Here is a 22827-nt window from a genome sequence, read left to right as displayed (position 1 = left end):
GGCACTCGATTTTGGCCCCTGCCGGGGTTATGTGCGCAAATTAGCTGAATTGAATGAATGGACTGCCCGTGGCCGACTCGCTTGAATTTTCCGTTGTCGTGCCCGTTCACAATGAAGCCGGCAATGTCGGGCAGCTCGCCACCGAAATCGCCCGCGCCTTGGATGGCCGCGCCTTCGAGATGATCTTCGTGGACGACGCCTCCACTGATGAAACCCGCGCGGAGCTGGCCGCGCTCAAGAGCCGTTTCCCCATGCTGCGCGTGCTGGGCCACCGGAAGAATGCCGGGCAGAGCCGCGCCATACGTTCCGGCATTCTTGCTGCGCGCGGACCCGTGGTCGGCACGCTGGACGGCGACGGCCAGAACGACCCGGCCGACCTGCCTGACCTCTACCGCCAGCTGACCCGCGCCGACGCCCCGCATGGCCTGAAAATGGTGATGGGCCGCCGCGGCAGCCGGAAAGACACCGCCTGGAAACGCTTCGGCAGCCGGTTTGCCAACAATATCCGCAAACGGATGCTGAAGGATGACTGCGACGACAGTGGCTGCGGCATCAAGGTGATGGAGCGGGCAACCTTCCTGCAGCTTCCCTATTTCGATCACATGCACCGCTACATGCCTGCGCTGATGCGTTCAGATGGCCATCTGGTGGAATTCCGGGAAGTAAACCACCGCCCGCGCGGCACAGGCCGGTCGAACTACACCAATTTCGGCCGCCTGAAGGACGCCCTGTCAGACCTGCGCGGCGTGATGTGGCTGATCCGCCGCCGCCGCAATCCGGGCGGCGCGGACGAAATCTGATCCAGCCCTAAAACAACTCCGCCAGACAGGCCGAGATCGTTTCGGGCGTGTCTTCGTGGGTGAAGAAGGTCTTCAGCTTCCAGTCCTCGTCCATCACATAGATGAGGTTGGTGTGGTCCATCGTGTATTCGGCGAGGCTCTCGGGCTGGTCGATGCGGGCATAGTCCGCCTTGAAATGATCGGCCGCCGCGCGGATTTCCGCCGCTGAGCCAGTCAGGCCGACAAGGCCCGGCGGAAAGGCCGGCGTGGTCACATAGGTGGCGAGGGCCTGAGGCGTGTCGCGGTCCGGATCGACCGTGATCAAGAGGGTCTGCGGCGCAGTCTCCCCTTCCGGCAGACGGCGATAGGCGGCGCCCAGCGTGGACAGGGCAGCCGGGCAGACATCCGGGCAATAGGTGAAGCCGAAATACACCACCGTCGGCTTGCCCTTGTAAGTCTCCTCGGTCACCCGCGCGCCGGTATGGTCGATCAGCGAGATCGGCCCCCCGATTTCGCTATAGGCGCGGCTGGCGCAGCCCGATTTCATGCCGCCGGATCTGGCAATACCGTCGCCCCCGGACGCAGGCGCGTCCGATGCGCCGCAGGCTACGAGCAGGAACAGGGCCGGAAGGGCAAAGGCAAATGAGGTACGCATTCGGCGATAGGCCCCCATTCGGGCGCTTGGCGCAAGAGACAGGCTGCCGCATAAGATCGGCATGGATGATTTCTCCCGAGATTCGAGACTGGGCTTCGAAGACGCGATCTTCACGCTGGCACCTGAAGGGCTCGGCTCGGCGCAGTCAGCCCTCGGACGGACGCGGCTGCGCACCTTCATCACGCTGCGCTGGCTGGCGGTGGCGGGCCAGACCGCCGCTGTTCTGTTCGTGGCCTTCATCCTCGGTTTCGATGTTCCGCTGGCGCTGTGCCTGGCCATCATTGCGGCGTCTGCCTGGCTCAACGTGTTCCTCTCCTTCGCCTTCCAGTCCCAGCGCCTGACCCATAGCTGGGAAGCGGTGCTGCAGCTTGGCTTCGACACGGTGCAGCTGGCGGCGCTGATCGCAGCGACCGGCGGGCTCTCCAACCCCTTCCTGCTGCTGATGCTGGCACCGGTTACCGTTGCCGCGCTCAGCCTCGGGCGCCTGCGGGCAAGCGCGATTGCGCTTCTGGCGCTGGGCCTCGCCGCGCTGATGCCCTTCCTCAGCCTGCCCCTTCCCTGGGAAGTCAGCGGCGGCACGCATCTGCCGATCCTCTTCCAATGGGGCCAGTTCACGGCGCTCGCCGTGGGCGTAGTGTTCTTCACCCTGTCGGCCGCGCGGGTCAGCCAGGACGAGGCGCGTCTTGTGCGCGCGCTCGATGCGGCCAGCGTTGTGATGGCGCGGGAGCAGAAACTTTCGGCGCTGGGCGCCATGTCGGCCATGACGGCGCATGAACTGGGCACACCGCTCGCCACCATCCACCTGGTCGCCAAGGAACTGGTGCAGCAGGCGAGCCCGGATGATCCGCACGCCGAAGATTTCCGCCTGATCGCCGAACAGGCCGACCGCTGCCGCTCGATCCTCTCGGCCATCCGCGAGGCGCGCGACGCAACCGATATTGTTCACGCCCGGATGCCGCTGGACGCGCTGGTGGAAGAGGCCGCCGCGCCGATGAAGGGCCTCGGCGTGGCGCTTGTAGTCCGCGCGGTGCCGGGCGAAGGCGGCGCGGAAAAGCCGCCGATCCTCGCCCGCAGCCCGGAAATTCTCCATGCGCTGGGCGCCTTCATCGAGAACGCGGTCAGCTTTGCCGCCAGCCGAGTCGATGCCACGGCGAGCTGGACGGCCGATCAGGTGGTGATCACCATCACCGATGACGGCCCCGGATTCTCGCCCGAAGTGCTGCCGAAACTGGGGGAGCCGTATATTTCCGAACGATCCGAAGCCCGCCTCGGCGGGGGGGACATGGGCCTTGGCTTTTTCATCGCAAAGACCCTGATCGAGCGTACTGGCGGGCGAATTGCGTCCCGAAACAGGACACCGCCGGCCACTGGCGCCATCGTTCAGGCCGTCTGGCCGCTGAATGCGCTGCTGCCGCGTGGATTGGAATAGTTGACTTTTCCGCCATATATTCGCTTACCCGCGGCAAGACCGCCTGAAGGAGAGAGCGCATGGAACGCCCCGCTGTCGTGAACCTGCATCCGAGCCTGGAAGGCGTGGAGGATAAATCCTGCCTTGTGATGGACGATGACGGCCCGTTTGTGCAGCGCCTTGCCCGCGCGCTGGCCCAGCGCGGCTTTGTCGTTTCCGCCGTCACCAACGTGTCGGAAGGCAAGGACATTGCCCGCCTGAACCCGCCTGCCTTTGCAGTTCTGGACCTGCGCCTGGAAGATGGCAGCGGCCTGGAAGTGGTGGAAGTGCTGCAGAAGCACCGCCCGGAAGCGCGCGCCGTGATCCTCACCGGCTATGGCGCCATCGCTACCGCCGTGGCCGCCGTGAAGGCCGGCGCGGTCGATTACCTGTCCAAACCCGCCGATGTGGAAGACATCATCCGCTCGCTGACCGCGACGCAGGACGAGCGCCCGGCGCCGCCCGAGAACCCGATGTCGGCAGACCGCGTGCGCTGGGAGCATATCCAGCGGGTCTATGAGCTGTGTAACCACAACGTTTCGGAAACCGCGCGCCGCCTCAACATGCACCGCCGCACGCTGCAGCGCATCCTGGCCAAGCGCGCGCCGAAATAGGCGCCTAAGCCTGTTCTTCGGGCTCCGGCGTATTCCGCCCGAAGTTCACCGCGCTGGAATCCTGGCCCGCGTCGATGATCGCCTTGCGGATAGAGCGCGCGCGCGTGAATTCGCGGATCAGCGTATCCCCATCGCCCCAGCGGATGGCCCGCTGCAGCGCGGCCAGATCCTCGGAAAAGCGCCCGAGGCATTCGAGCACGGCTTCCTTATTGTTGAGGAACACATCGCGCCACATCACCGGGTCTGACGCGGCAATCCGGGTAAAGTCCCGGAAGCCGCCGGCCGAATACTTCACCACCTCGCCCTGTTCGACCGATTCAAGGTCAAAGGCGGTGGTGACGATGTTGAAGGCGATCAGGTGAGGCAGGTGGGAGGTAATCGCCAGAACGCGGTCATGCCGGCCAGCATCCATCGCCTCCACCTTTGCGCCAAGCCGGGTCCAGAAGGCGGCCAGCTGATCGGTGGCCGTCTGGTAGGCTTCATCCTGGCCCGAGAGCGGGGTCAGGATATGCCAGGCCCCGCGAAACAGCGTCGGGAAACCGGCTTCCGGGCCGGATTGCTCAGTGCCGGCAATCGGGTGGCCGGGAATGACATGGATGCGGCCGTCGCCAGCCCCGTGCAGCGCGCGCGCCGCCTCACTCTTGACCGATCCGACATCGGTGAGAATGGCGCCATACTTCATGCAGGGCACCGCTCCGGCGGCCACAGCGCCAATGGCGCCGACGGGAACGCAGACGATCACGCAATCAGCGTCCGATACGGCCGCCTCCAGCGTCGGCGCCACGGTGCCGAGGCCAAGCGCGCCGGCGCGGGCGCGGACGTCCGGGCTCGCATCATAGAGGACCACCTCCCCCGCCGCGCGATATTCAGCCGCTGCCCGCGCAATCGAGGAGCCGATGAGGCCCACACCGATGATGGCGATGCGGTTGAAGACAGTGTCTGACATGAAGGAAGCTCCCGGAGGGCGTTGAAACCGGCGCACTCGTGGGCAATGCGCCTGCCCGCGTCAAGAGGAGGCGCGGGCGTTTGTCACGGGGCTTTCGCAAGATCGCATGCCTAAATACCGGGCATGGAACACAAACAGACCCCCATTCTCTCCGGAATTCGCCAACGCTGCGGCGCCTGCGGCAAGGGCAAGCTGTTCAAGGGCTATCTGAAGCTCAATGACGCCTGCCCGCATTGCGGAAGAGACATGACCGCTGCAGACACGGCGGACGGGCCGGCCTTCTTCGTCGGCTTCGGGGTGCTGATCCTGATGGCGCCGTTCCTGTTCCTGGTACCGATGAGCCCGTTGCCGGTGGGCCTCAAGATCCTGGCGATGATCGGCGTCGGCGTTGCGGTGACCCTGCTCTGCCTCTGGCTGCTTCCGGTAGCGAAAGGCGTGCTGCTCAATCTGCAGCTGCACCACAAGGCCCAGGAAGCGAGTTTCGACAAACCGCCCCAAAATCCCTGAAGCGGCCGCTGGAAAGACAGCCTCTCAAAGCCCCTCGCCACCCCCGCTGCGATACGGTAGACAGGGTTTGGTAAACGCAATCGTCATTGCGAGGGTGGACGTGGCAGGCAAGGCCTCTAAGGACACGAGAATCGCACTTGCGGGCGCGGCCGTTGCCAAGATGGAGCGTGACCAGAAACGTCGCGCGGGTAATGGCGCAACTCAAAAACAGGGGTCATTCATGCGACTAATCTTCGGCATCTTTCCGCTGCTGGTCATTCCCGTCGTGCTCTACAATCTCATGGCCATGGCTTTCGGTGGCCCGGTTCAGGCGGTCGATGCCAGCGGCCAGCTGCTTCAGGCGCAGGCCGCGCCGATGGCAAACCTGCTGAACGAGCGCTTCCTTGGCCTGCCGATGATTTCCGGCGTGGAATGGGTGCTGACCAAAGGGGACGCGATTGTCCTTCTGGCGGTGATCTTCCTGTTCCTGGAAATCCTGAAATCCACCAGCACCGGCACCGCCACGATCGTCAATCACGGCATCTCGCTGCTGCTGTTCATCCTCTGCCTGGTGCAGTTCCTGCTGATGCCGAACTTCGCCACCTCAACCTTCTTCATCCTGACGGCGATGACGCTGCTGGATGTTCTGGCAGGCGTGATCGTCACCATCGTCTCGGCACGCCGGGACTTCGGCGTGGCGGGCGACGTCTGAGGCGCGCTTTGGCGGGCCGGCCTTATTCCTTGCGGGACAGGTCGGCCAACTGCTTCTGGATAGCTTCCATCTGCTCCTGCATCGCCGCAAGGGCTTCGGCCTGATATTCCATGAACGGATTGGACGGGGTCTGCGGGGAAGACGGGCGCGGCTCTGCGGCGCTGGCTGGGCTGCCGGGCGCGACGCCGGGCATGAACATCTTCATCGCCTGCTCGAACATCGCCATGTTGCGGCGCGTCTGGGCCTCGAACAGGCTCATGGGGTTGGCCGCCTTGCGCCATTCCTTCTGGGCCTGGGCAAAGCTGTTCATCGACATTTCGAGGAAAGACGGCAGGTAGGCCTGCGCCCCGCCGCCGTAAAAGCCGATCAGCTGGCGCAGGAAATTCAGCGGCAAGGCGCCCTGCCCCTTGGTTTCATGCTCGAAAATGATCTGTGTCAGCACCTGGCGGGTCAGGTCTTCGCCAGTCTTGGCGTCGCGCACTTCAAATTCCTGCCCTTCCCGGACAAGATCTGAAAGGTGTTCCAAAGTGACATAGGAAGATGTCGACGTGTCGTAGAGACGCCGGTTGGCATACTTCTTTATGATGATCGGCCCGCCTGAGCCTGGTTGTCTGGCCATGTCCTCACCTCGCGCGATGCCCTGCAATGGAGCAAGCAATTATTGTGCTAGTGCAAAATATTTACACAGAACCCTCGCAAGACCAATGCGCTATTGATGTGAGACCCCCTTCTAGGCGAGTGTAATCTGAACGAGACAATCGGGAGGAGACAAGACCATGGCGAAAACGGCTCTGGTGACCGGCGGGACGCGCGGCATCGGCAGGGCAATCAGCGAAATGCTGAAGGCCAAGGGATATACGGTGGCCGCAAATTATGGCGGCAATGACGCGGCGGCGGCCGAATTTTCGCGCGAAGCGGGGATCAAGGTCTACAAATTCGACGTGGCCGACTATGACGCCGTGGGCGCCGGGCTGAAGGCGATCGAGGCGGACCTGGGGCCGATTGACGTGCTGGTCAACAATGCCGGGATCACGCGGGACGCGCCGTTCCATAAGATGACGCTGGCCCAGTGGCAGGAAGTGATCAATGTGGACCTGACCTCTGCCTTCAACGTGACCCGGCAGGTGTGGGACGGGATGCGCGAGCGCAATTGGGGCCGGGTGATCAACATCTCCTCGATCAACGGCCAGAAGGGCCAGTTCACGCAGGCCAACTATTCCGCTGCCAAGGCCGGCCTGATCGGCTTTACCAAGGCGCTGGCCTATGAAGGCGCCAAAAAAGGCATTACGGCCAATGTGGTAGCGCCTGGCTATATCGATACCGAGATGCTGCAGGCGGTGAAGCCCGAAGTGCTGCAAGGGATCATCGCGACCATCCCCGTGGGCCGGCTCGGCAAGGCCGAAGAGATCGCCTCGATGTGCGCCTATCTTGCCTCCGACGAAGCCGCTTTCATCAATGGGGCGACCATGACGGTGAACGGCGCGCAATATATCGCCGGCTGACAGGTCGGGGCTTATCCCGTGGATAAGCCCCCCGGAAAACTCCAACGAAGCTCCAATAAAACTCCAACGAGGGGCCAGAAAACTCCAACGCCGTTGGAGTTTTCTGGTGTCTGGAGGCCCGCCTTCAGACGTCTGGCCGCCAGCCCGGCGGCGCCAGGGTGAAGCCCGAAAACTCAAAGCCCGGCGCGACGAGGCAAGACACCAGCGTCCAGGCACCCAGCGTCTCGGCCGTCTGCCAGTGCCCGGCCGGAACAATGGCCTGAGGGCGCTGGCCCGCGCGCAGGTCCGGCCCGAGGGTGACGCTGGCGGCGCCCTTCCCGTCTGGCGGAGAGAGGGTGAGGGCGAGCGGGCCGCCGGCATGCCAGAGCCAGGCCTCATCTGCGTCCACCCGGTGCCAGGCGGAAATCTCGTCGGCCTGGAGAAGATAGTAGATGGCCGTCAAATTAGTTCGGGCGCCAGCCTCGGCCGGGGCGCGATAGGTTTCGCCATAATGGCCCCCTTCCGGATGAGGCCGAAGGCCGAGCATCCGGATGATTTCATTCGGGCCAAGATCGCCGGAGATGGCAGGCCGCATCAGAACCGGTCCTTGCGTGCGCGGATTTCACCGAAAGTGGCCGCCGCATTGCCGGCATGGCCCATGGCAAGCTGCATTTCGGGAAGATCGGCCCGCAGGAAGGGGTTTGTCTCCAGCTCCCGCTCCAGCAGCGCGGGCACAGTCGGCTTTCCCTCGGCGCGGCGCTTCTCGATCCAGGCGACATATTCCTTCAGCGCCTTGTTTTCCGGCTCGATCGTGACAGCGAATTTCGCGTTCGAGGCCGTGTATTCATGGGCGCAGTAGAGCCGCGTCTTTTTCGGCAGTTTCTTGATGCGCTTCAGGCTTTCCCACATCATCTCCATCGTGCCTTCAAACACCCGGCCGCAGCCAAGGGCGAAGACGGCATCACCCACAAAGGCCACCTCCTGATCGGGGAAGTGGAAGGCGATATGGCCCAGCGTGTGGCCCGGCACATCGATGACGGTAGCCGTTGCATCCCCCAGTTCCACGCGGTCGCCGCCCTTCAGGCGCTTGTCGATGCCCGGTATCTTGTCAGCTTCGCCCGCCGGGCCGATGATGCGGCAGCCGGTGACTTCCTTGATCTTGAGGTTGCCGCCGGCATGATCGGGATGCCAGTGGGTGTTCCAGATCTCGCTGATCTGCCAGCCCATCTTTTCGGCTTCGGCGAGGTATACTTCCGCATCGGGTGTATCAATCGCGATGGTGGCGCCTGAGCCGGGTTCATGCACCAGATAACCGTAATTATCGTTCAGGCAGGGAAACTGGTGTATTTCGATCAGAACACTCATGGGTCTACCTCCGCAAACAGGCCCGCGATTACAGGAACGCGCTGCAAGCCATAACGATGCGACAGGATGCCGTCACCCTTGAACGCTTTTACGCCTCCGACCTGGGCAAGGCGGCCGCGCGCATTCTGGCGGGCAAGCTGACCGATCTGTGGGGGGACGCCAAGGGCCTGTCTGTTCTGGGGCTTGGCTACGCGCTGCCGGTGCTGGACGCCTTCACCCACGGGCCGCGCCGGATGATTGCCGCCGTCCCGCTGGAACATGGCCCTGTCAGCTGGGATTGTTCGGGCCGGGGGAATGCCACCGTGGCGGTGGGCGATCCGCGCCTGCCCTTCCCCGATGGGCTGTTTGACCGGGTAATCATCCTGCATGGCCTGGAAGAAACCGGCGATCCGCGCGCCTATCTGCGCGAGATCTGGCGTGTGACCGCGCCGGAAGGCCGCATCGTGCTGACGGCGGCCAATCGCTCCGGCCTCTGGTCGCGCGCCACGCGGACACCCTTTGGCCATGGCCGGCCCTGGACGCGCAGCCAGCTTTCCAATCTGCTTTCAACCGGCCTGTTTCAGGTGACGGCTTCTTCCGGGGCCCTCTACATGCCGCCGACCGATCTTGGCCTTGTGACCTCCGCCGCCGAGGGCTGGGAAGCGATGGGCCGGTTGATCGCGCCGGGCATGGGCGGGGTGGTTCTGATCGAGGCGGTCAAGCGCCTCTATGCCCCGCCGCGCAGCGGTACCGCCGCGCCGGTGACCGATCAGGTGAGAATTGCGCGCCCTGCCCGTGCGGCAAGGCGTGAAGAACATTGACGAGACCGTCATGTTGATTACCTTCGCATGTGCAGCATCCGCCCGTCAGACAGGAATACCGCCATGAAACAGATCACTGCAGTCTTCAAACCGAGCCGTCTGGACGCGGTTATCGAGGCGATTTCCGAAGCCGGGGCCACCGGCCTGACCGTGACCGAAGTGCGCGGCTATGGCCGCCAGCAGGGCAAGACGGAAGTTTATCGCGGCGCCGAATATGAAGTGCGCCTTCTGCCGAAGGTGAAGGTGGAGCTGGCCTGCGCCGACGCCGATGTGGAACGCTTCATCGAGGCGATCACGCAAGCGGCCAATACCGGCACCATCGGCGACGGCAAGATCTTCGTCCACGACCTGGAAGCCATCCTGCGCATCCGCACCGGCGAGCGCGACGAGCAGGCGATTTCGGGCTGAGGCCCACCGCCAACAGATGGCAGATTTGAAAAGGGCGGCCTCGTCAGCCGCCCTTCTTCGTTCTATTCGATGATCTCATAGCCTTCGGGGATGACCCATTCGGGCGCCGAGGCGACGCCGATTTCCGGCTCAAGCTGCTCACCGGGGCCATTCTCGCGGCGTTCATAGGCCTTCACCAGCGAGAGATAGGGCGGCACATGCACCCAGCCATTGCCGGCGGTGTTCTGGGTGATCTCGAAATGCAGGTGAATGGTGGTGGGCGTGCCGCCAAAGTCGTTTGACACATAGCCGATCAGATCGCCTGCCTTGACGAACTGGCCCGCGGTGACAGCTAGCCGGCTCATATTGAGGTGCATGTAGTTATAGATGCTGCCCTCGCTGCGAAGTTTGACCGTGTACGTACCGATGGAGGAAATGACGCCGTCCTCGACAGCGACCACCTCGTGAATGCCGCGCGCCGCTGCGCTCTGGCGGCGCAGGGTGTTGCAGTCGGCCGCCGTGCCGACGCGAATGTCCTGACCCTGATGGATCTTGTTCACCGGGCAGAAGGGCGAGCCGCGATCGGCCGAGCGGGTTTCGCAGAAATTGTCCCGCCAGGGATAGGCGTAGTTGCGCGCATCGCACTGGTCTCCGCCCGCAACGCCGCCGCCATACATGAAGACCTGTGACTGGAGATAGGCCGGGGCCGACTTGATCGGGAACACCATGTTCGGCGCATGGACAACCTGTTCGGGGAAGCCCCCGCCAGACCCGGCGAGCAGCGCGCCGGGAGGATGAAAGCTGAACACCGGCTGGACCACGGGCTGAGGCTCAGGCTCAGGTTCCGGCTGGGGTTGGGGCTCGGGCTCAGGCTCGGGCGCTTCAGGCTCGGCGGGATCGGGCGTCGGTGTGTCACCCGGCGGAGTCTCTTCGGGAGAAGGCTCCTCACCGGGTGTTCCGTCTACGGGCATTTCCGGATTGGGCTCTTCCTCCTCCGGCGCCGTGCCGTCGGCCGGCTCAGGCTCTGGGGTGGTGTCTTCCTCAAGAGGGGGAAGCTCCCATGGGTCTTCGCCAGGCTCGGGCGGCGGAGGACCAGGCGCGCCCGGCGGAATGGCCGGTCCAGGCTCAGGCGTTTGCGGCGGCGGGCCGCCATCCCCGGGGAAGCGGACAAAATCGCACGCCCCCAGCAGCAACAAGAGCGCCGATAATCCGACGGCAGATAAACGTGCTTTCAGCATCAGCGGGTCCCCGAAATCACCAGATCCGTTGCAAAGGCCAGCGCCTCGTCCTGCGTGATGCAGGTGGGCAGGCCATTCGTCAGTTCCTTGCATTCAAACTCTACCAGATAGTCTGCGCCATACCGCGAGAAGGAGACCTGCGCCCCGGTGGTGGTTGGCTGGAAATTCAGCGCGTCCCCGCGCGGGGTAACTTCCTCACCCGGAGCGGCGACCACCTTGTTGGTGCCATTGACGATGGTGTCGTATTTGTCGCCGGGGAAGAAGGCATAATACCCATCGCTCATCGGCTGGAAGCGGACATCGGCTTCCCCGCTCTGTACCGAGACCGGCGCCGATGGCAGGAAAACCGGCACGGGCGGGGCAGCCTCCCCGGAAGCAACCTGGAAGGCCCCTTCCCGCGTTTCAATCGGGCGGGCGGCGAGATCCCGGCGGGCCGCCTCCCAGTCAATGGCGCTGTCGGCAGCGGTTGATTCCGGACGGACGGGAAATTCGACCTCACTAGGCCCCTGATCTTCTTCCGTTCCCGGAGGGAGAATTTCTTCACCGGCCTTGGGCTCTGCGTCGGTATTGCCGCTGGCGCCCGGAAGACGGATCTGGTCGCAGCCGGCAAGCACAGCGCTGGCAGCCAGCATGAGGGAAACGATCTGGAGACGGAGGAGGCTCATGGTTTGTCCTTCTGGCCGGGGTGGGCGACATAATCTGGATCGGCATAGGCCACGCCCTCAATGGCGAGGAGGCGTTCCTGCACCTGCTTGATGGCCTCGGGCGTCGCCTCGGCCAGGCGCCGCGAGAGGCGGAGTTCGCCGGAATAGCTGGCGCCGGAAAGCTCAAACTCCGCCAGCACCGGGATGCGGGTGGTCAGTTCCAGCCAGGCGGCCTGGGCGGCGGCAGGATCCCGCTTGAAATTGCGGGTGATAGTATCGGCCTCCGGCACGCCCTTGAGGCGGACGATGAAGACGACCTCCGCCGTGCCTGCGCGGGCGGGGAGAACGCCGCCGCCACTACCCTGCTGCTGGATGGTGACCTGCGGAATGAGCGGGACAGCCTCTTCCTCCGGTTCGTCCGGCGGCAGGGGCGCAGGTTCCGGATCTATGATCAAGGCGGGGCGTCCCGGCGGCGGATCCAGAGCCGGGGGCAGCGGGCTGGGCGGGCGATCGTCTGACAGGGCCTGCCCGTCAACGGCAGCAGGCCCGGCGGCGCCCGCCCCATTGCCAGTTTCCTCTCCCGTGCGCACGCTGACAATGGCGAGGCCGGCCGCTCCGGCCAGAAGGCCGATGCCGAGCACGCCGAGCGGACCGCGCACATCCAGAGGAATTGACCACGCCATCTAGCGGCCACCCCCACCTGTCGCCTTGACCGGAACATTGGCCATGTTCAGCAGCCCCTGCCCGCAGGGTCGCGCGCACATGTCCGGGCTGCCTTCAATCGGCGTGGCGCCCGGATACTGGCTGCAGAGGCCCGCACATTGCAGGCTTTCGCGCGGGTCCAGCGCCGCTCTCAGCGTGCTGATGATATCCTCCCGGCTGGCAGCAGGATCACGCGCCTTGAGAAGCGCCAGAGCGGCCGAGACATGCGGCGCCGCCATGCTGGTGCCCTGCTCATAGGCGTAGAAGCAGTTCTCGACGCCCTGGCCGGTCACCGGATCGTAGCAGTTGGTGGCCGCCTTGGTGGAGAGCACGCCGTCGGGCTTGCCGTCGCCATTATCGTCCCGCGTCAGGTCACCGCCCGGGGCGAGCACCATCACTTCAGGCCCGAAGTTCGAATAGGGCGCGATCTGGCCCCGCGCATCGCTGGCTGCAACCGTCACGACATTCCGGCAGCCGGCCGGCGCATAAAGGCTGGTGGCCATCCGCGCATTGCCGGCCGCAGAAACAACGATCACACCAGCTTCGGTGACGGAGTCGATCGCATCCTGCAGCGAGGCCGGGCAGGTGCCCAGAAGGCCGATCGACAGGTTGATGATGTCTGCCGGGTTTTCGTTCCAAACTTCGGTCCAGACATTGTTTTCGTCAGAGACTTCGGCCGGGACCAGGCCTGCGGCCCAGCGGATGGCGTCGTTGATATCCGACAGGCGGCCGCCGCATTTACCCAGCGCGCGCACCGGCACGATGCGAACGTCCCACGCGCCGCCCGCGACGCCGGCTCCGTTATTGGTTGCTGCCGCGCCGATGGTGCCGGCGACATGCGTGCCATGGAAGCTGTCAGCAGCGCCGGGCTTGGTGGGGTCGCAAAGGTCGCCCGGATCATTGGGATCGGTATCGCGTCCATCCCCGTCATTGCCCATGCGCGGATCGGAGACCATGTCATAACCCGGCATGATATTGGGCGAACCGGCAATATCGGGATGGCTCATCTGCAGGCCGGTATCCACGACCGCGACAACAATGCCATCCGACCCGGTGATGCCCTGACGTTTCCAGAAGCTCTCGAAGCCGGCGCCACCGGCGGTGCGGCCCTCTGCCGTTCCCTTGTCGCGGAAATGCCATTGCAGGGCCCAGAGCGGATCATTCGGATCGGAGACCGCCGGTTTTGCCGGTGTTGCGGTGGAACCGTTTGAACCCGTCTTGGTTTCCCCTGGCGTTCCGGCGGGCATGTCCTTCGGTTTGCGGGCAAACTGGTTCTGGAAGATGAAGTCGGGCTCGACATATTCGAACTGGCCCGAGGCGCGCAGGTCGCGCACCACGCAGGCGGTGGCCACGGCGAGGTCTTCGCGGATAACCGCCGCATCCGGATTGTCGGGACATTCAGCGCTTTCGGCGCGGGCCAGGAAATCGGCCGGGCCGTTGCGGCCACGGAACTGGGTCGGACTGGCGCCATCAGCCCCGATCTGGATGACCATCTGCCCCTGCCGCGACAGCGCCACCTCGCCGCCGACGCCATATCTGGTCATCGTATCGAGCATGACCGCGTTGGCATCGAGCTGTTTCTGGACAACTTCACGGGCGACCGGCGCGCGGCGGGCAATCTTGCGCACTTCCACGCGCTCCTCCGGCGCCATGGCCTTGAGATCGTCCTGCGACAGGCGGCGCATCTGCAGGCGCTGGGTGTCGTCCTTGAGGGCAAACTGTTCGATGTTGCGGCCGGCTTCGGCGATTTCCTGACGGCTCTCCTGCGCCGCGCGCGGATCCAGCTTGATCCGGGGCATCACCTGGGCAGGCTCGGCGAGAATTTCGCGTGTGACGGGCGCTTCGGCAGCCGGCGGAGCGGGCGCGGCGGCAGGCGCCTCCTCGGCTTCCAGCATCGCCTCCCCTTCCGGGCTGTCGAAATATTCGAGTTCTTCTTCGATCATGGCGGCGTCGTCGGGGATCTCGACGGGCGCGGAGGCCGGAATATCGAGCGGCTTGGCAATGATCGAGCCGATGGCAAACATCGGGCGTTCTTCATCGTCTACGGCAAATTGCGCCATCACCGTGCCCGCAAGGGCCCGGTCTGCCGGGGCCGCGCGCTCAAGATTGCGATAGGTGGGGTCGATGACGGTTTCGCCATTGATCTGGTCCACCGAAGCGTCCGCAATCTCCCGTGCCCGCTCAATGCGGGTATCGATCTGGTCGCACGCCGCCAGCAGCGCCGCGCCGCCGAGAGCCATCGCGATTGCAGCGCGCGCAGTCCTCGCTGTGTAGTGTTTCAACATACCGGATATCCCCATGCGATTGCCAATGAACGCCCCAGCTCCATAGGTTAACGCTGTGTTGAGATTATGACGCCTGGAGCGGGCTGTCCAACCCTCTTCCTGCAACTGGGCAGGATAGACGAAACGCATGTCAATTGCGGGTCTTTCAATGCCCCGCGAATAGCCTCAAATGGACAAACTGGGACAAAACGGGTCACTGATGGACATTCTGGCGACAGGACGAGACGCGCGGGCAACCGTGGCCGGAGCGGGCCTTCTGATCGAAGGGCGCGACTTTCATGGCGCCGATCTGCGCGGGCAGGATTTTTCCGGGACGCGGTTTCACAATTGCGAGCTGCGGGGCGCCCGGCTCGACTGGGCCAACCTTGCCGGGGCCTGCCTCAACCATGCAAGGCTGCTGAACGCCTCGATGACCCATGCACATCTGCGGGGCGCCCTGCTGAAAGGCGCCAACCTGCGATCGGCACGGCTGGCACATGCCAATCTTGTAGACGCGGACATGACCGGGGCCAATCTCTGGCAGGCCGACCTTTCCGGCGCCAATCTGTGTGGGGCCATCTGCCTGTGGGGCGATATCAGCAAGGCAGGCTTTGCTGGCGCGCTCTATGATGAGGCCACCCGCCTGCCGCCCGGATTCCGCCCCGAGGCGGAAGGCATGATCCGCTTTGACATGCCGCGTGCTTGACACGGGCGCGCCCCCGCCCCCATCCCTTCCCCGCACATGACAACACTCAAGGCCATCCTCGGCCCCACCAATACCGGCAAGACGCATTACGCCATTGAGCGGATGCTGGGCTATGGGACCGGCATGATCGGCCTGCCGCTGCGCCTGCTGGCGCGCGAGGTGTATGACCGGGTGGTGGCCGCCAAGGGATACCCCCATGCCGCGCTGATCACCGGGGAGGAGCGCATCTGCCCTCCCACGGCGCGCTATTTCATCTGCACCGTGGAATCGATGCCGGTGGATATCCGCCCGGATTTCCTGGCCATCGACGAAATCCAGCTGGCCGAGGACGAAGACCGGGGACATGTGTTCACCGACCGCATCCTCAACATGCGCGGCAATCACGAGACGCTGCTGCTGGGTGCCGACACGATGCGCGGCCTGTTGCGCGAACTGAAGCTGGGCGTGGAGACCGAGCCGCGCGAGCGCTTCTCGGAGCTGCGCTATACCGGCCATACCAAGATCACCAAACTGCCCAAGCGCACCGCCATTGTCGGCTTCAGCGCCGAGGAAGTGTACGCGATTGCCGAGCTGCTGCGGCGGCAGAAAGGCGGGGCGGCGGTGGTGATGGGCGCGCTCAGCCCCCGCACCCGCAATGCGCAGGTGGCGCTCTACCAGTCGGGAGAGGTGGACTATATCGTTGCTACCGACGCTATCGGCATGGGGCTGAACCTGAATGTCGACCGGGTGGTGTTTGCTTCACGTTCCAAATTCGACGGGCGGCGCCACCGGGCGCTGACACTGGCCGAGTGCGGCCAGATTGCCGGGCGCGCCGGGCGTTTCCGCACCGATGGCGAATTTGGCGAGACCGGCAGCTGCCCGCCTTTCACCGAGGAAGAATGGAAAGCGATAGAGGCCCACCGGTTTGACCCTGTGGACGCCATCCAGTGGCGCAGCTCCGCCCTCGATTTCTCAAGTCTCAAAGGTCTGATCCGCAGCCTGGAGAAGCCTTCGGGCAATCCGCGCCTCATCCACAATCCCCACGCCCTGGACGAATGGGTGCTGCGCCGGATGAGCGAGGATGGCGGCATCGGGCCGAATGTGACGGGCGACCGCAAGGTGCGCCGGTTGTGGGATCTGGCGCGGCTGCCGGACTTCCGCAAGGCCGGCCCGGAGGGGCATGGGCGCCTCGTTCTGGGCCTGGCCGATACGCTGGCCGACCCGGACGCGCGCCTTTCCGATGCAGGTCTCGAGCGCCGGATGGAGGATCTGGCCTCCACGAATGGCGACATTGCCAGGCTGCAACAGCGCCTTGCCGCCATCCGCACCTGGACTTATGCCGCCCACCGCCCTGACTGGCTGGAAAATCCAGCCTATTGGCAGCAGAAAACGAGGGAGATTGAAGACTCCCTCTCCGACGCGCTACACGAAGCGCTGACAGCCCGCTTTGTCGACCGGCGCACCACCGCGCTGCTCGCAAGCCTCAAGAAGGAAGATGCCCTCGTGACCAATCTGACGCCCGACGGCGACGTGACCGTTGAAGGCCATCTGGTCGGCCGCCTGAAGGGCCTGACCTTCGAGCCGGTTCTGGATGCCCGGACGCTGGAAGGAAAGGCCGTGCGCGGCGCCGCCCTGGCCGCGATCCGACCGATGCTGAGCCAGCGCCTTGCCGAGATCACCGGCGCGCCCTCGGACGCCTTCAAACTGACCGAAGGGGCGGAGATTGAATTCAAGGGCGCCCCGATTGCCCGCCTCGCCAGGGGTGCCAGCTGGATTGCCCCACGCGCCGAACTGATCGGCGCGGTTGAGGTGGAGGCGAGTGAGCGCGCCCCCGCGCTTGCCCGTGTTGAGGAATGGCTGAAGGGCGAGATTGCCCGTGTCCTTCCAACCCATGCGAAGCTTGCCAGCGGGGAAGCCGGCGCTGGCCTGGAAGGCATGGCGCGCGGCCTGGCCTTCCGCATTCTGGAAAGCGGCGCAGCGGTTGATCTTCGCACGGATGATCCGCCAGCGCGCATCACGCCCGAACAACGCGAAGCCCTGAAGGCGGCCGGCATCCGCGCGGGGCGCGTGGCCGTACACGCCCCTGACGCGCAGAAGCCAGCCGCCCAGCGCGTGATCGCCATTCTGAAGGCTGTTGCTTCGGGCACGGAATATCCGCTAGCCCCGGAAGGCGCAGGATCGTTCGCGCTGGACGGCACCTGGCCGGAAGAAGCCCTCGCCGCAAATGGTTATCTGCGCTTTGGGCGCCGCGCGGTCCGCGCCGATCTTGCCGAGCGCCTCGGCTGGGAAATTGCCAAGCGGCGCAAGGACGCCGGCAAGAATGCCTTCCCGATTGCGATTGACCTTGCCTCGATGGTGTCCTGCCCGGCTGATGACTGGCCAGGCGTGCTGAAAGGCTTTGGCCTTGCGCCCGCCGAAAAGGACAAGGAAACCGGCGCGGTAACGCTGTGGCGTTATGGTGCCCGCACGCGGCCGGAAGAAGGCCAGAGCGCCCGCCCACCCCGCGCCGAACGCCCGCAGGGGGACCGCCCGAAGCGCGACGGCGTGCCGGCAGATCGTCCGCAATCGGATCGCCCCCAGGGCAAAGGCCCGCGCGGGGAAGGCCGCGGCCGTGGCCGGGATGACCGCCGGCCGCCGCGCGGAAACGACAATCGCGGCGATGGCCGGAATGACCGGCGCCCGGATAACCGTTCGGCCCCGCCCCAGCGCAAGGTGGCCGATCCTGACAGCCCGTTTGCCGCGCTCGCCGCGCTGCTGCCCCCACCCAAGCCGCCAAAGCCTCCCCGGCCGCAGAAACAGAAGCCGCCGCGCAGGCCGGGCGCCGATGGTGGCAAGCCTGCCGAAGCTGCGGGCGAAGGCGGCTTTGTCTACAAACCTTTCCAATAGCGTGCGCGCCGCATGACCGAAGAAGTCTCGCTGCGCCTCGATATCTGGCTGTGGCGGGCCCGCTTCTTCAAGACACGCGCCCTTTCCACCGCGCACATCAAGGGCCATGGCGTGCGCCTGTCGCATCGGGGCCAGATCAGAAAGACCGACAAGCCTGGCGCCGCCCTCACCGTTGGCGATGTGGTGACATTCGGGAAAGCCGGGCGTATCTACTGCATTGAAGTGCTGGACCTCGGGGATCGCCGCGGCCCCGCCGAGGAAGCACGGGCGCTCTACCGCCCTCTGGAGGCCGAGCCATGATGGACCGCATCAAGCGCCTGCTGACGCCGAAAACGCCCGCCGAGCAGTCGATGCCGCCCTATGTGGCGGTGACTGCCCTGCTGGTCGAAGCGGCGCTGGTGGACGGGGTATATGTGAATATCGAAAGCGACATGATCGCCGAGATCCTGGTCGAGGCGTTCGAATTCGAGGCCGACAAGGCCGATGCCCTGCTCTCCGAAGCCGAAGCGCTGGCCGAGGAGGCTGTCGGCAGCCATCAATTCACCAAACATGCGAAGAAACTTCCAATGGCAGAGCGCGTGAAGGTGATCGAGGCGATCTACCGGGTGATCTATGCCGATGGCGAGCGGTCGGACCTTGAAGATGCCTATGTGCGGCATGTGGCCGGGCTGCTGCATGTTGACGATGTGCAGCGCGCCGAGGCCCGCCGCCGCGCGGAGGCGCGCACTTCCGGCGCAGTTTGAGCCTTTCTGCCCGCGCTGTGTAGTACGCCTCATTGACAGGGGCGCTTTGCCTCGCCAATTGCGAGGCTCAATTCCCGCCAGAAGACCCCGGACCTCCCATGACCTATATTGTCGTCGACGCCTGCATCCGCTGCAAATACATGGATTGCGTCGAGGTTTGCCCTGTCGACTGTTTCTATGAAGGCGAGAACATGCTCGTCATTCACCCCGATGAATGCATCGATTGCGGCGTCTGCGAGCCTGAATGCCCCGCTGAGGCGATTAAGCCGGACACCGAGGACGATCCCGATGGCAAATGGCTGAAGCTGAACTCCGAATATGCCAAGGTCTGGCCCAATATCACCCGGATGAAGGAACCCCCTGCGGACCGGGATGAATGGGCCAGCGTGACCGGCAAGCTGGAAAAATACTTCAGCCCAAATCCCGGGACCGGCGATTAACAGCACCCTTAGGGAGAAATATTTTCTCCCCATTTTCATGCCCCGCTGTAATTGCGGGGAATTTGAAGGATCAGGGCGCGTTAACGATTTGTCCGATTTCGCGTCTTTCCCGCTCTGGCGCTGCCTGCGCCAGACTGTTGTATTTCCTGTAAGAATGTGCTACACGGAATATCTGAACAACAATCAAGAAGAGCGGGAATTCCTAACTCAGAGCCTTAATCAGGAACTGGGCCGGGTGAACTCGACTCTCTTAATGTGTGTGTAGAAAAGGGTCTTACCTATATGGCGAAGAAGGCAGAAGCTCGGACTCATGCGTTCGAGGTCGGTCAGAGTGTTGTCTACCCGGCGCACGGCGTGGGCAAAATCACCGGTATCGAAAGTCAGACGGTCGCGGGTATGCAGCTGGAAGTCTATGTCGTGGCATTTGACCAGGACAAGATGATCCTGCGTGTGCCGACGAACCGCGCTGAAGCTTCCGGCATGCGCGCCCTGGCTGGCTCGAAACTGGTCGATGATGCGCTCAAGACGCTCGGCGGCAAGGCCCGGATCAAGCGGACCATGTGGTCGCGCCGCGCCCAGGAATACGAAGCGAAGATCAATTCCGGCGACCTGATCTCGATCGCGGAGGTCGTTCGCGACCTGCACCGCGGCGACGACCAGCCCGAGCAGTCCTATTCCGAGCGCCAGCTCTATGAGAGCGCGCTGGACCGGATGGCCCGCGAACTGGCCGCCGTCGAAAACATCGACAAAGGCAAGGCGATGGAAAAACTCGCCAAGTCGCTGGCCAAGAAAAAAGTGGCCGCCTGATTTCAGGCCGCGCCGTTGCACTGAAGAAAGCCCCGCAGTTTCCGCGGGGCTTTTTCTTTGCCGCCTCCTCCCTCCCACATCCCGTTTGACCCGGCGGGTTGATCATGCAAAAAGAACATTTCAGGAACAATGCGGAGGCGGCCATGGCCATTGCGGGCGGATGTCAGTGCGGGAAAGTGCGTTTTGAGTTCGGCGGCCCGCCCGAACGGATCTCGATCTGCCATTGCCGGGATTGCCAGAAAAGCGCCGGCGCGCCGCTGGTGGCTTGGGCCATGGTCCCGAAGGATGATTTCCGCGTGACGGCCGGAGAGGCCCGCGCGTTCAACTCTTCCGGCGACAGTTTCCGCTATTTCTGCGGCCAGTGTGGCACCGGCCTCTACTATATCAACGAGACCTATCTGCCGGGCATTGTGGACGTGCAGCTGATGACCCTGGACGCGCCCGATGCCTTCACGCCGGGCGCGCAGGTGCAGACCGCCGAGCAGGCCCCCTGGATGGCGCACCTTGCCGATATTCCGGCCTTCAAACGTTATCCGGGGATGGAGTGACCGGAGGCTCGCAAAGCGCAAATACGCCCGCAAAAGCCGCTTTGCTAACACGGCCGACCGATACGTTTACGAAGCCGTGTCATGGCAAATGCAATTTTAACCATGTTCCAACGCTCTCAGGGCACCCTTCATCCGTCGCCGGATAATCCGGTGCGTGATGGATTACCGGTGACAGCACGGGAAAACCCGGCGGCCGGTTCAGGAGTGAAAGAGAAGAAACATGGCCTATTCAGATACACATGTGGAACCCGCCAGCCTGCTTGGTGCGCATTCCCATGCCGAAGACCTTTACCGCGCAGGCCTTGCCTATGCGACCGGCACCGGCACCGAGATCAACCTGATCGAAGCGCACAAATGGTTCAACCTCGCCGCCGTGCGCGGTCATGAGGATGCCAAGGTGCAGCGTCAGGAAATGGCGGAAATGCTGTCCTCGGCCGAAGTGAAAATGGCGCTGCAGGCGGCCCGCGACTGGATGCGTCTGGCTCACTGACGGCGCCTACCCCTCCTGAACGCAGGCAGCAGCGCTTTGGCGCGCGGCGGCGATGTCCGGCTCCATTGAATAGGGCCGGATGCAGGTGACCAGCGTCATCAGCACCTTGCCCGGCTCCTCCATGAAGGCGAGGTGGGCAGAGTGGTCAAACCAGTAGTTGGCCTTGGCGGGCGCCTTGAGCGCCTCCATCCAGGCAAGACTGGCAGCAGGCGGCGTCGTGAAGTCATGGCGCCCATGCAGCAGGAAAACCGGCACCGGGCTTTCGGTGACCGTGTCCATATTCACCCTGCCCAGCTCCGGTATCAGCGCCGTGATGCTGGCAAGGCTTCCCGTGTCATAGTTTTTCAGCACGGCCTCATCATAGTCCGGTGACAGCCGCATCGCGCCGAACCAGGCAGACGCATTCTCGCGATAGGCTGCGAGCCCTCCATAATGATTGGACCAGGTGCGTTCATCGCCGATGCGCGCCACCGTCAGTTCGCCGGGATAGGGCGCCAGCGCTTCCAGCGCCGCCACGGCTTCTGCGTTTCCGTCTGTTTGGGCAGCGGCCAGAGTCAGCCGGAAGCCTTCTTCCTCATTGCGCTGCATGTTGATCACCTGGCCATGGGCCACATAAGCCGCCACCAGATCCGGCCGCGCCATCGCCGCCTTGAGGCCGATGATCGTACCCCAGGAATGGCCGAGCAAGATCAACTTCTCCTTGCCGAGCTTCTGGCGGACATGCTCCATCATCTCAACCACATCCTGGGTCATCCGGTCGACCGTCAGTGTCGGGATAACCGTCTCCGGATCATTCAGGGACCAGGTCTTGCCTGCCCCGCGCTGGTCCCATTGCACGACGGTGAAATAATCCTCCCAGCCGCGCTGGAAGGTCCAGCCGATGGCAAGCTCTGCCGAACCGGGGCCGCCATGCACCAGCAGGATCACCGGATTATTCCGGTCCTTGCCGCGCACACTGATCCATTGATCTATGCCGCCGATGCGCACGGCATAGGACTCCTCAATGCCATCCGGTGTGTTGATGGCGCCAATATCGGCAACAATCGCGCGCCCGTCGGCGGGGGTTGGCACGGCAGTTTCAGCCGCGGTTTCGGCTGCCTCTTCCGGCGCGGCGGGCGCCGCAGGCGAGCAGGCCGCCATCAGGAAAGCGGCAAAGATGGCGGCGGGCACGGCGCAGAATTTCATGACATATCTCCCTTTTCAGATACGCGATGCAGCGGGAAGCGCATTTGGATGCACTTCCCGCCGGGCCGGCCATCACGGGGAGAGAGCGCATCCGCTCAGCCGGCATACTCCAATACGGGGGCATAAGAGACCACCTCAAACTCGATATTGCTCTCGTCGAAGAAATAGAACCGGCGCCCCGGCTCATAATCATCATGGCCGAAAGGCGCATAGCCTGCCCGGCGCACCAGCGTTTCGATGGCGACAATATCGTCCACCTCAATTCCGATATGGTTGAGCGGCAGGCCCTTCTCGAACCGCTCCGGGCACCGTTTCCCCGCAGGCGGAGAATAGAGAGCCAGATAATGGTTTTCCGAGCCGACATGCACGGTATGCCCGCCGCTCATCGCCTTTCCGCGCCAGCGGACATGCCAGCCGAAGATCTGCTCGAAGATGCGGGCGGCATGTTCCGAATCCGGAACAGTGATGTTGACGTGTTCTATGCGGGCGGGGCGAGGGAGTGCCTGTGTCATGGCAGGGCCTT

General features: G+C 64.1%; 27 protein-coding genes. 16 read left to right on the top strand and 11 right to left on the bottom strand.

The features are described 5' to 3' along the window. The first annotated feature begins 53 nt into the window (after nucleotides 1-53). A complete protein-coding gene (locus tag ACQKI2_RS03500; RefSeq protein ID WP_427378338.1) occupies nucleotides 54-800 on the top strand; it encodes a glycosyltransferase family 2 protein in 747 nt (248 codons plus the stop codon). Nucleotides 801-807: 7 nt separating this feature from the next. Here the strand turns inward: ACQKI2_RS03500 and ACQKI2_RS03495 are convergent, their stop codons facing one another. Continuing rightward, nucleotides 808-1434 (bottom strand): SCO family protein, encoded by a 627-nt coding sequence (locus ACQKI2_RS03495; protein WP_427378337.1) that lies wholly within the window; start codon nucleotides 1432-1434, stop codon nucleotides 808-810. A gap of 61 nt (nucleotides 1435-1495) precedes the next feature. Between ACQKI2_RS03495 and ACQKI2_RS03490 the strand changes: the two genes are divergently transcribed. Further along, complete coding sequence (locus ACQKI2_RS03490) at nucleotides 1496-2863, top strand: ActS/PrrB/RegB family redox-sensitive histidine kinase (protein ID WP_427378336.1); 1368 nt, start codon at nucleotides 1496-1498, stop codon at nucleotides 2861-2863. 59 nt (nucleotides 2864-2922) lie between these two features. Then, nucleotides 2923-3495: an ActR/PrrA/RegA family redox response regulator transcription factor gene (locus ACQKI2_RS03485; RefSeq protein WP_051612705.1), complete on the top strand. Its 573-nt coding sequence runs from the start codon at nucleotides 2923-2925 to the stop codon at nucleotides 3493-3495. Between the two features lie 4 nt (nucleotides 3496-3499). On the opposite strand, the gene ACQKI2_RS03480 is transcribed toward ACQKI2_RS03485, so the two are convergent. After that, entirely contained in the window at nucleotides 3500-4441 is a 942-nt protein-coding gene (locus ACQKI2_RS03480; RefSeq protein ID WP_427378335.1) for a prephenate/arogenate dehydrogenase family protein, read from the bottom strand. 123 nt (nucleotides 4442-4564) lie between these two features. On the opposite strand from ACQKI2_RS03480, the gene ACQKI2_RS03475 reads away from it, so the two are divergent. After that, complete coding sequence (locus ACQKI2_RS03475; RefSeq protein ID WP_427378334.1) at nucleotides 4565-4948, top strand: DUF983 domain-containing protein; 384 nt, start codon at nucleotides 4565-4567, stop codon at nucleotides 4946-4948. Nucleotides 4949-5168: 220 nt separating this feature from the next. Beyond that, entirely contained in the window at nucleotides 5169-5639 is a 471-nt protein-coding gene (locus ACQKI2_RS03470) for a hypothetical protein (RefSeq protein WP_427378333.1), read from the top strand. 22 nt (nucleotides 5640-5661) lie between these two features. On the opposite strand, the gene phaR is transcribed toward ACQKI2_RS03470, so the two are convergent. After that, nucleotides 5662-6258, bottom strand: coding sequence for a polyhydroxyalkanoate synthesis repressor PhaR (gene phaR, locus ACQKI2_RS03465; RefSeq protein WP_427378332.1), 597 nt, complete (start codon nucleotides 6256-6258; stop codon nucleotides 5662-5664). Between the two features lie 157 nt (nucleotides 6259-6415). On the opposite strand from phaR, the gene phbB reads away from it, so the two are divergent. Further along, nucleotides 6416-7141, top strand: a complete 726-nt coding sequence (gene phbB, locus ACQKI2_RS03460; RefSeq protein ID WP_427378331.1) for an acetoacetyl-CoA reductase — start codon at nucleotides 6416-6418, stop codon at nucleotides 7139-7141. Between the two features lie 124 nt (nucleotides 7142-7265). Here the strand turns inward: phbB and ACQKI2_RS03455 are convergent, their stop codons facing one another. Both ACQKI2_RS03455 and gloB read right to left on the bottom strand, forming a co-directional pair. Next, nucleotides 7266-7715 carry a cupin domain-containing protein gene (locus tag ACQKI2_RS03455; protein WP_427378330.1) on the bottom strand — a complete coding sequence of 150 codons (450 nt, stop codon included), beginning with the start codon at nucleotides 7713-7715 and terminating at the stop codon, nucleotides 7266-7268. Continuing rightward, nucleotides 7715-8485: a hydroxyacylglutathione hydrolase gene (gloB, locus tag ACQKI2_RS03450; RefSeq protein ID WP_427378329.1), complete on the bottom strand. Its 771-nt coding sequence runs from the start codon at nucleotides 8483-8485 to the stop codon at nucleotides 7715-7717. The genes ACQKI2_RS03455 and gloB overlap by 1 nt, the downstream gene beginning before the upstream one ends. A 56-nt stretch (nucleotides 8486-8541) precedes the next feature. Here gloB and ACQKI2_RS03445 point away from each other — a divergent pair, with 56 nt between their 5' ends. Beyond that, nucleotides 8542-9285, top strand: a complete 744-nt coding sequence (locus ACQKI2_RS03445; protein WP_427378328.1) for a class I SAM-dependent methyltransferase — start codon at nucleotides 8542-8544, stop codon at nucleotides 9283-9285. Nucleotides 9286-9348: 63 nt separating this feature from the next. After that, on the top strand, nucleotides 9349-9693 hold the full coding sequence (locus ACQKI2_RS03440; RefSeq protein ID WP_035601180.1) for a P-II family nitrogen regulator: 345 nt from the start codon (nucleotides 9349-9351) through the stop codon (nucleotides 9691-9693). A 62-nt stretch (nucleotides 9694-9755) separates the two neighbouring features. Here the strand turns inward: ACQKI2_RS03440 and ACQKI2_RS03435 are convergent, their stop codons facing one another. The 4 genes from ACQKI2_RS03435 to ACQKI2_RS03420 are packed head-to-tail and all read right to left on the bottom strand — an operon-like array spanning nucleotide 9756 to nucleotide 14541. Beyond that, nucleotides 9756-10910, bottom strand: coding sequence for a M23 family metallopeptidase (locus ACQKI2_RS03435; RefSeq protein ID WP_427378327.1), 1155 nt, complete (start codon nucleotides 10908-10910; stop codon nucleotides 9756-9758). Then, the gene (locus ACQKI2_RS03430; protein ID WP_427378326.1) at nucleotides 10910-11575 is read right to left on the bottom strand and encodes a hypothetical protein; all 666 of its coding nucleotides are present in this window, start codon (nucleotides 11573-11575) and stop codon (nucleotides 10910-10912) included. Before ACQKI2_RS03430 ends, ACQKI2_RS03435 begins: the two co-directional genes overlap by 1 nt. After that, nucleotides 11572-12237: a hypothetical protein gene (locus tag ACQKI2_RS03425; RefSeq protein WP_427378325.1), complete on the bottom strand. Its 666-nt coding sequence runs from the start codon at nucleotides 12235-12237 to the stop codon at nucleotides 11572-11574. The genes ACQKI2_RS03430 and ACQKI2_RS03425 overlap by 4 nt, the downstream gene beginning before the upstream one ends. Then, the gene (locus ACQKI2_RS03420; protein WP_427378324.1) at nucleotides 12238-14541 is read right to left on the bottom strand and encodes a S8 family serine peptidase; all 2304 of its coding nucleotides are present in this window, start codon (nucleotides 14539-14541) and stop codon (nucleotides 12238-12240) included. It lies immediately after the preceding gene. 169 nt (nucleotides 14542-14710) lie between these two features. On the opposite strand from ACQKI2_RS03420, the gene ACQKI2_RS03415 reads away from it, so the two are divergent. The 8 genes from ACQKI2_RS03415 (at nucleotide 14711) to ACQKI2_RS03380 (ending at nucleotide 21119) form a co-directional block, all read left to right on the top strand. Next, a complete protein-coding gene (locus ACQKI2_RS03415; protein WP_427378323.1) occupies nucleotides 14711-15226 on the top strand; it encodes a pentapeptide repeat-containing protein in 516 nt (171 codons plus the stop codon). A 36-nt stretch (nucleotides 15227-15262) separates the two neighbouring features. Next, entirely contained in the window at nucleotides 15263-18091 is a 2829-nt protein-coding gene (locus ACQKI2_RS03410) for a helicase-related protein (protein ID WP_427378322.1), read from the top strand. A 12-nt stretch (nucleotides 18092-18103) separates the two neighbouring features. After that, entirely contained in the window at nucleotides 18104-18391 is a 288-nt protein-coding gene (locus ACQKI2_RS03405) for an RNA-binding S4 domain-containing protein (protein ID WP_427378321.1), read from the top strand. Beyond that, nucleotides 18388-18834, top strand: a complete 447-nt coding sequence (locus tag ACQKI2_RS03400) for a TerB family tellurite resistance protein (protein ID WP_427378320.1) — start codon at nucleotides 18388-18390, stop codon at nucleotides 18832-18834. Before ACQKI2_RS03405 ends, ACQKI2_RS03400 begins: the two co-directional genes overlap by 4 nt. Nucleotides 18835-18932: 98 nt before the next feature. Beyond that, the gene (fdxA, locus tag ACQKI2_RS03395) at nucleotides 18933-19274 is read left to right on the top strand and encodes a ferredoxin FdxA (RefSeq protein ID WP_035601166.1); all 342 of its coding nucleotides are present in this window, start codon (nucleotides 18933-18935) and stop codon (nucleotides 19272-19274) included. A 282-nt stretch (nucleotides 19275-19556) separates the two neighbouring features. Further along, a complete protein-coding gene (locus ACQKI2_RS03390; protein WP_011648387.1) occupies nucleotides 19557-20081 on the top strand; it encodes a CarD family transcriptional regulator in 525 nt (174 codons plus the stop codon). Nucleotides 20082-20185: 104 nt separating this feature from the next. Then, nucleotides 20186-20629, top strand: a complete 444-nt coding sequence (locus ACQKI2_RS03385; RefSeq protein ID WP_427378319.1) for a GFA family protein — start codon at nucleotides 20186-20188, stop codon at nucleotides 20627-20629. 220 nt (nucleotides 20630-20849) lie between these two features. Further along, nucleotides 20850-21119, top strand: a complete 270-nt coding sequence (locus ACQKI2_RS03380; protein WP_427378318.1) for a hypothetical protein — start codon at nucleotides 20850-20852, stop codon at nucleotides 21117-21119. Between the two features lie 6 nt (nucleotides 21120-21125). Here the strand turns inward: ACQKI2_RS03380 and ACQKI2_RS03375 are convergent, their stop codons facing one another. Together ACQKI2_RS03375 and ACQKI2_RS03370 are read right to left on the bottom strand one after the other, a co-directional pair. Continuing rightward, on the bottom strand, nucleotides 21126-22304 hold the full coding sequence (locus ACQKI2_RS03375; RefSeq protein ID WP_427378317.1) for an alpha/beta fold hydrolase: 1179 nt from the start codon (nucleotides 22302-22304) through the stop codon (nucleotides 21126-21128). Nucleotides 22305-22399: 95 nt separating this feature from the next. Then, nucleotides 22400-22816, bottom strand: a complete 417-nt coding sequence (locus ACQKI2_RS03370) for a VOC family protein (RefSeq protein ID WP_427378316.1) — start codon at nucleotides 22814-22816, stop codon at nucleotides 22400-22402. Between the last annotated feature and the right edge of the window lie 11 nt (nucleotides 22817-22827).

The sequence above is a fragment of the Hyphomonas sp. NPDC076881 genome (assembly GCF_050269995.1).
Lineage (GTDB): Bacteria > Pseudomonadota > Alphaproteobacteria > Caulobacterales > Hyphomonadaceae > Hyphomonas.
This window is presented reverse-complemented; position numbering and strand designations above follow the sequence as displayed.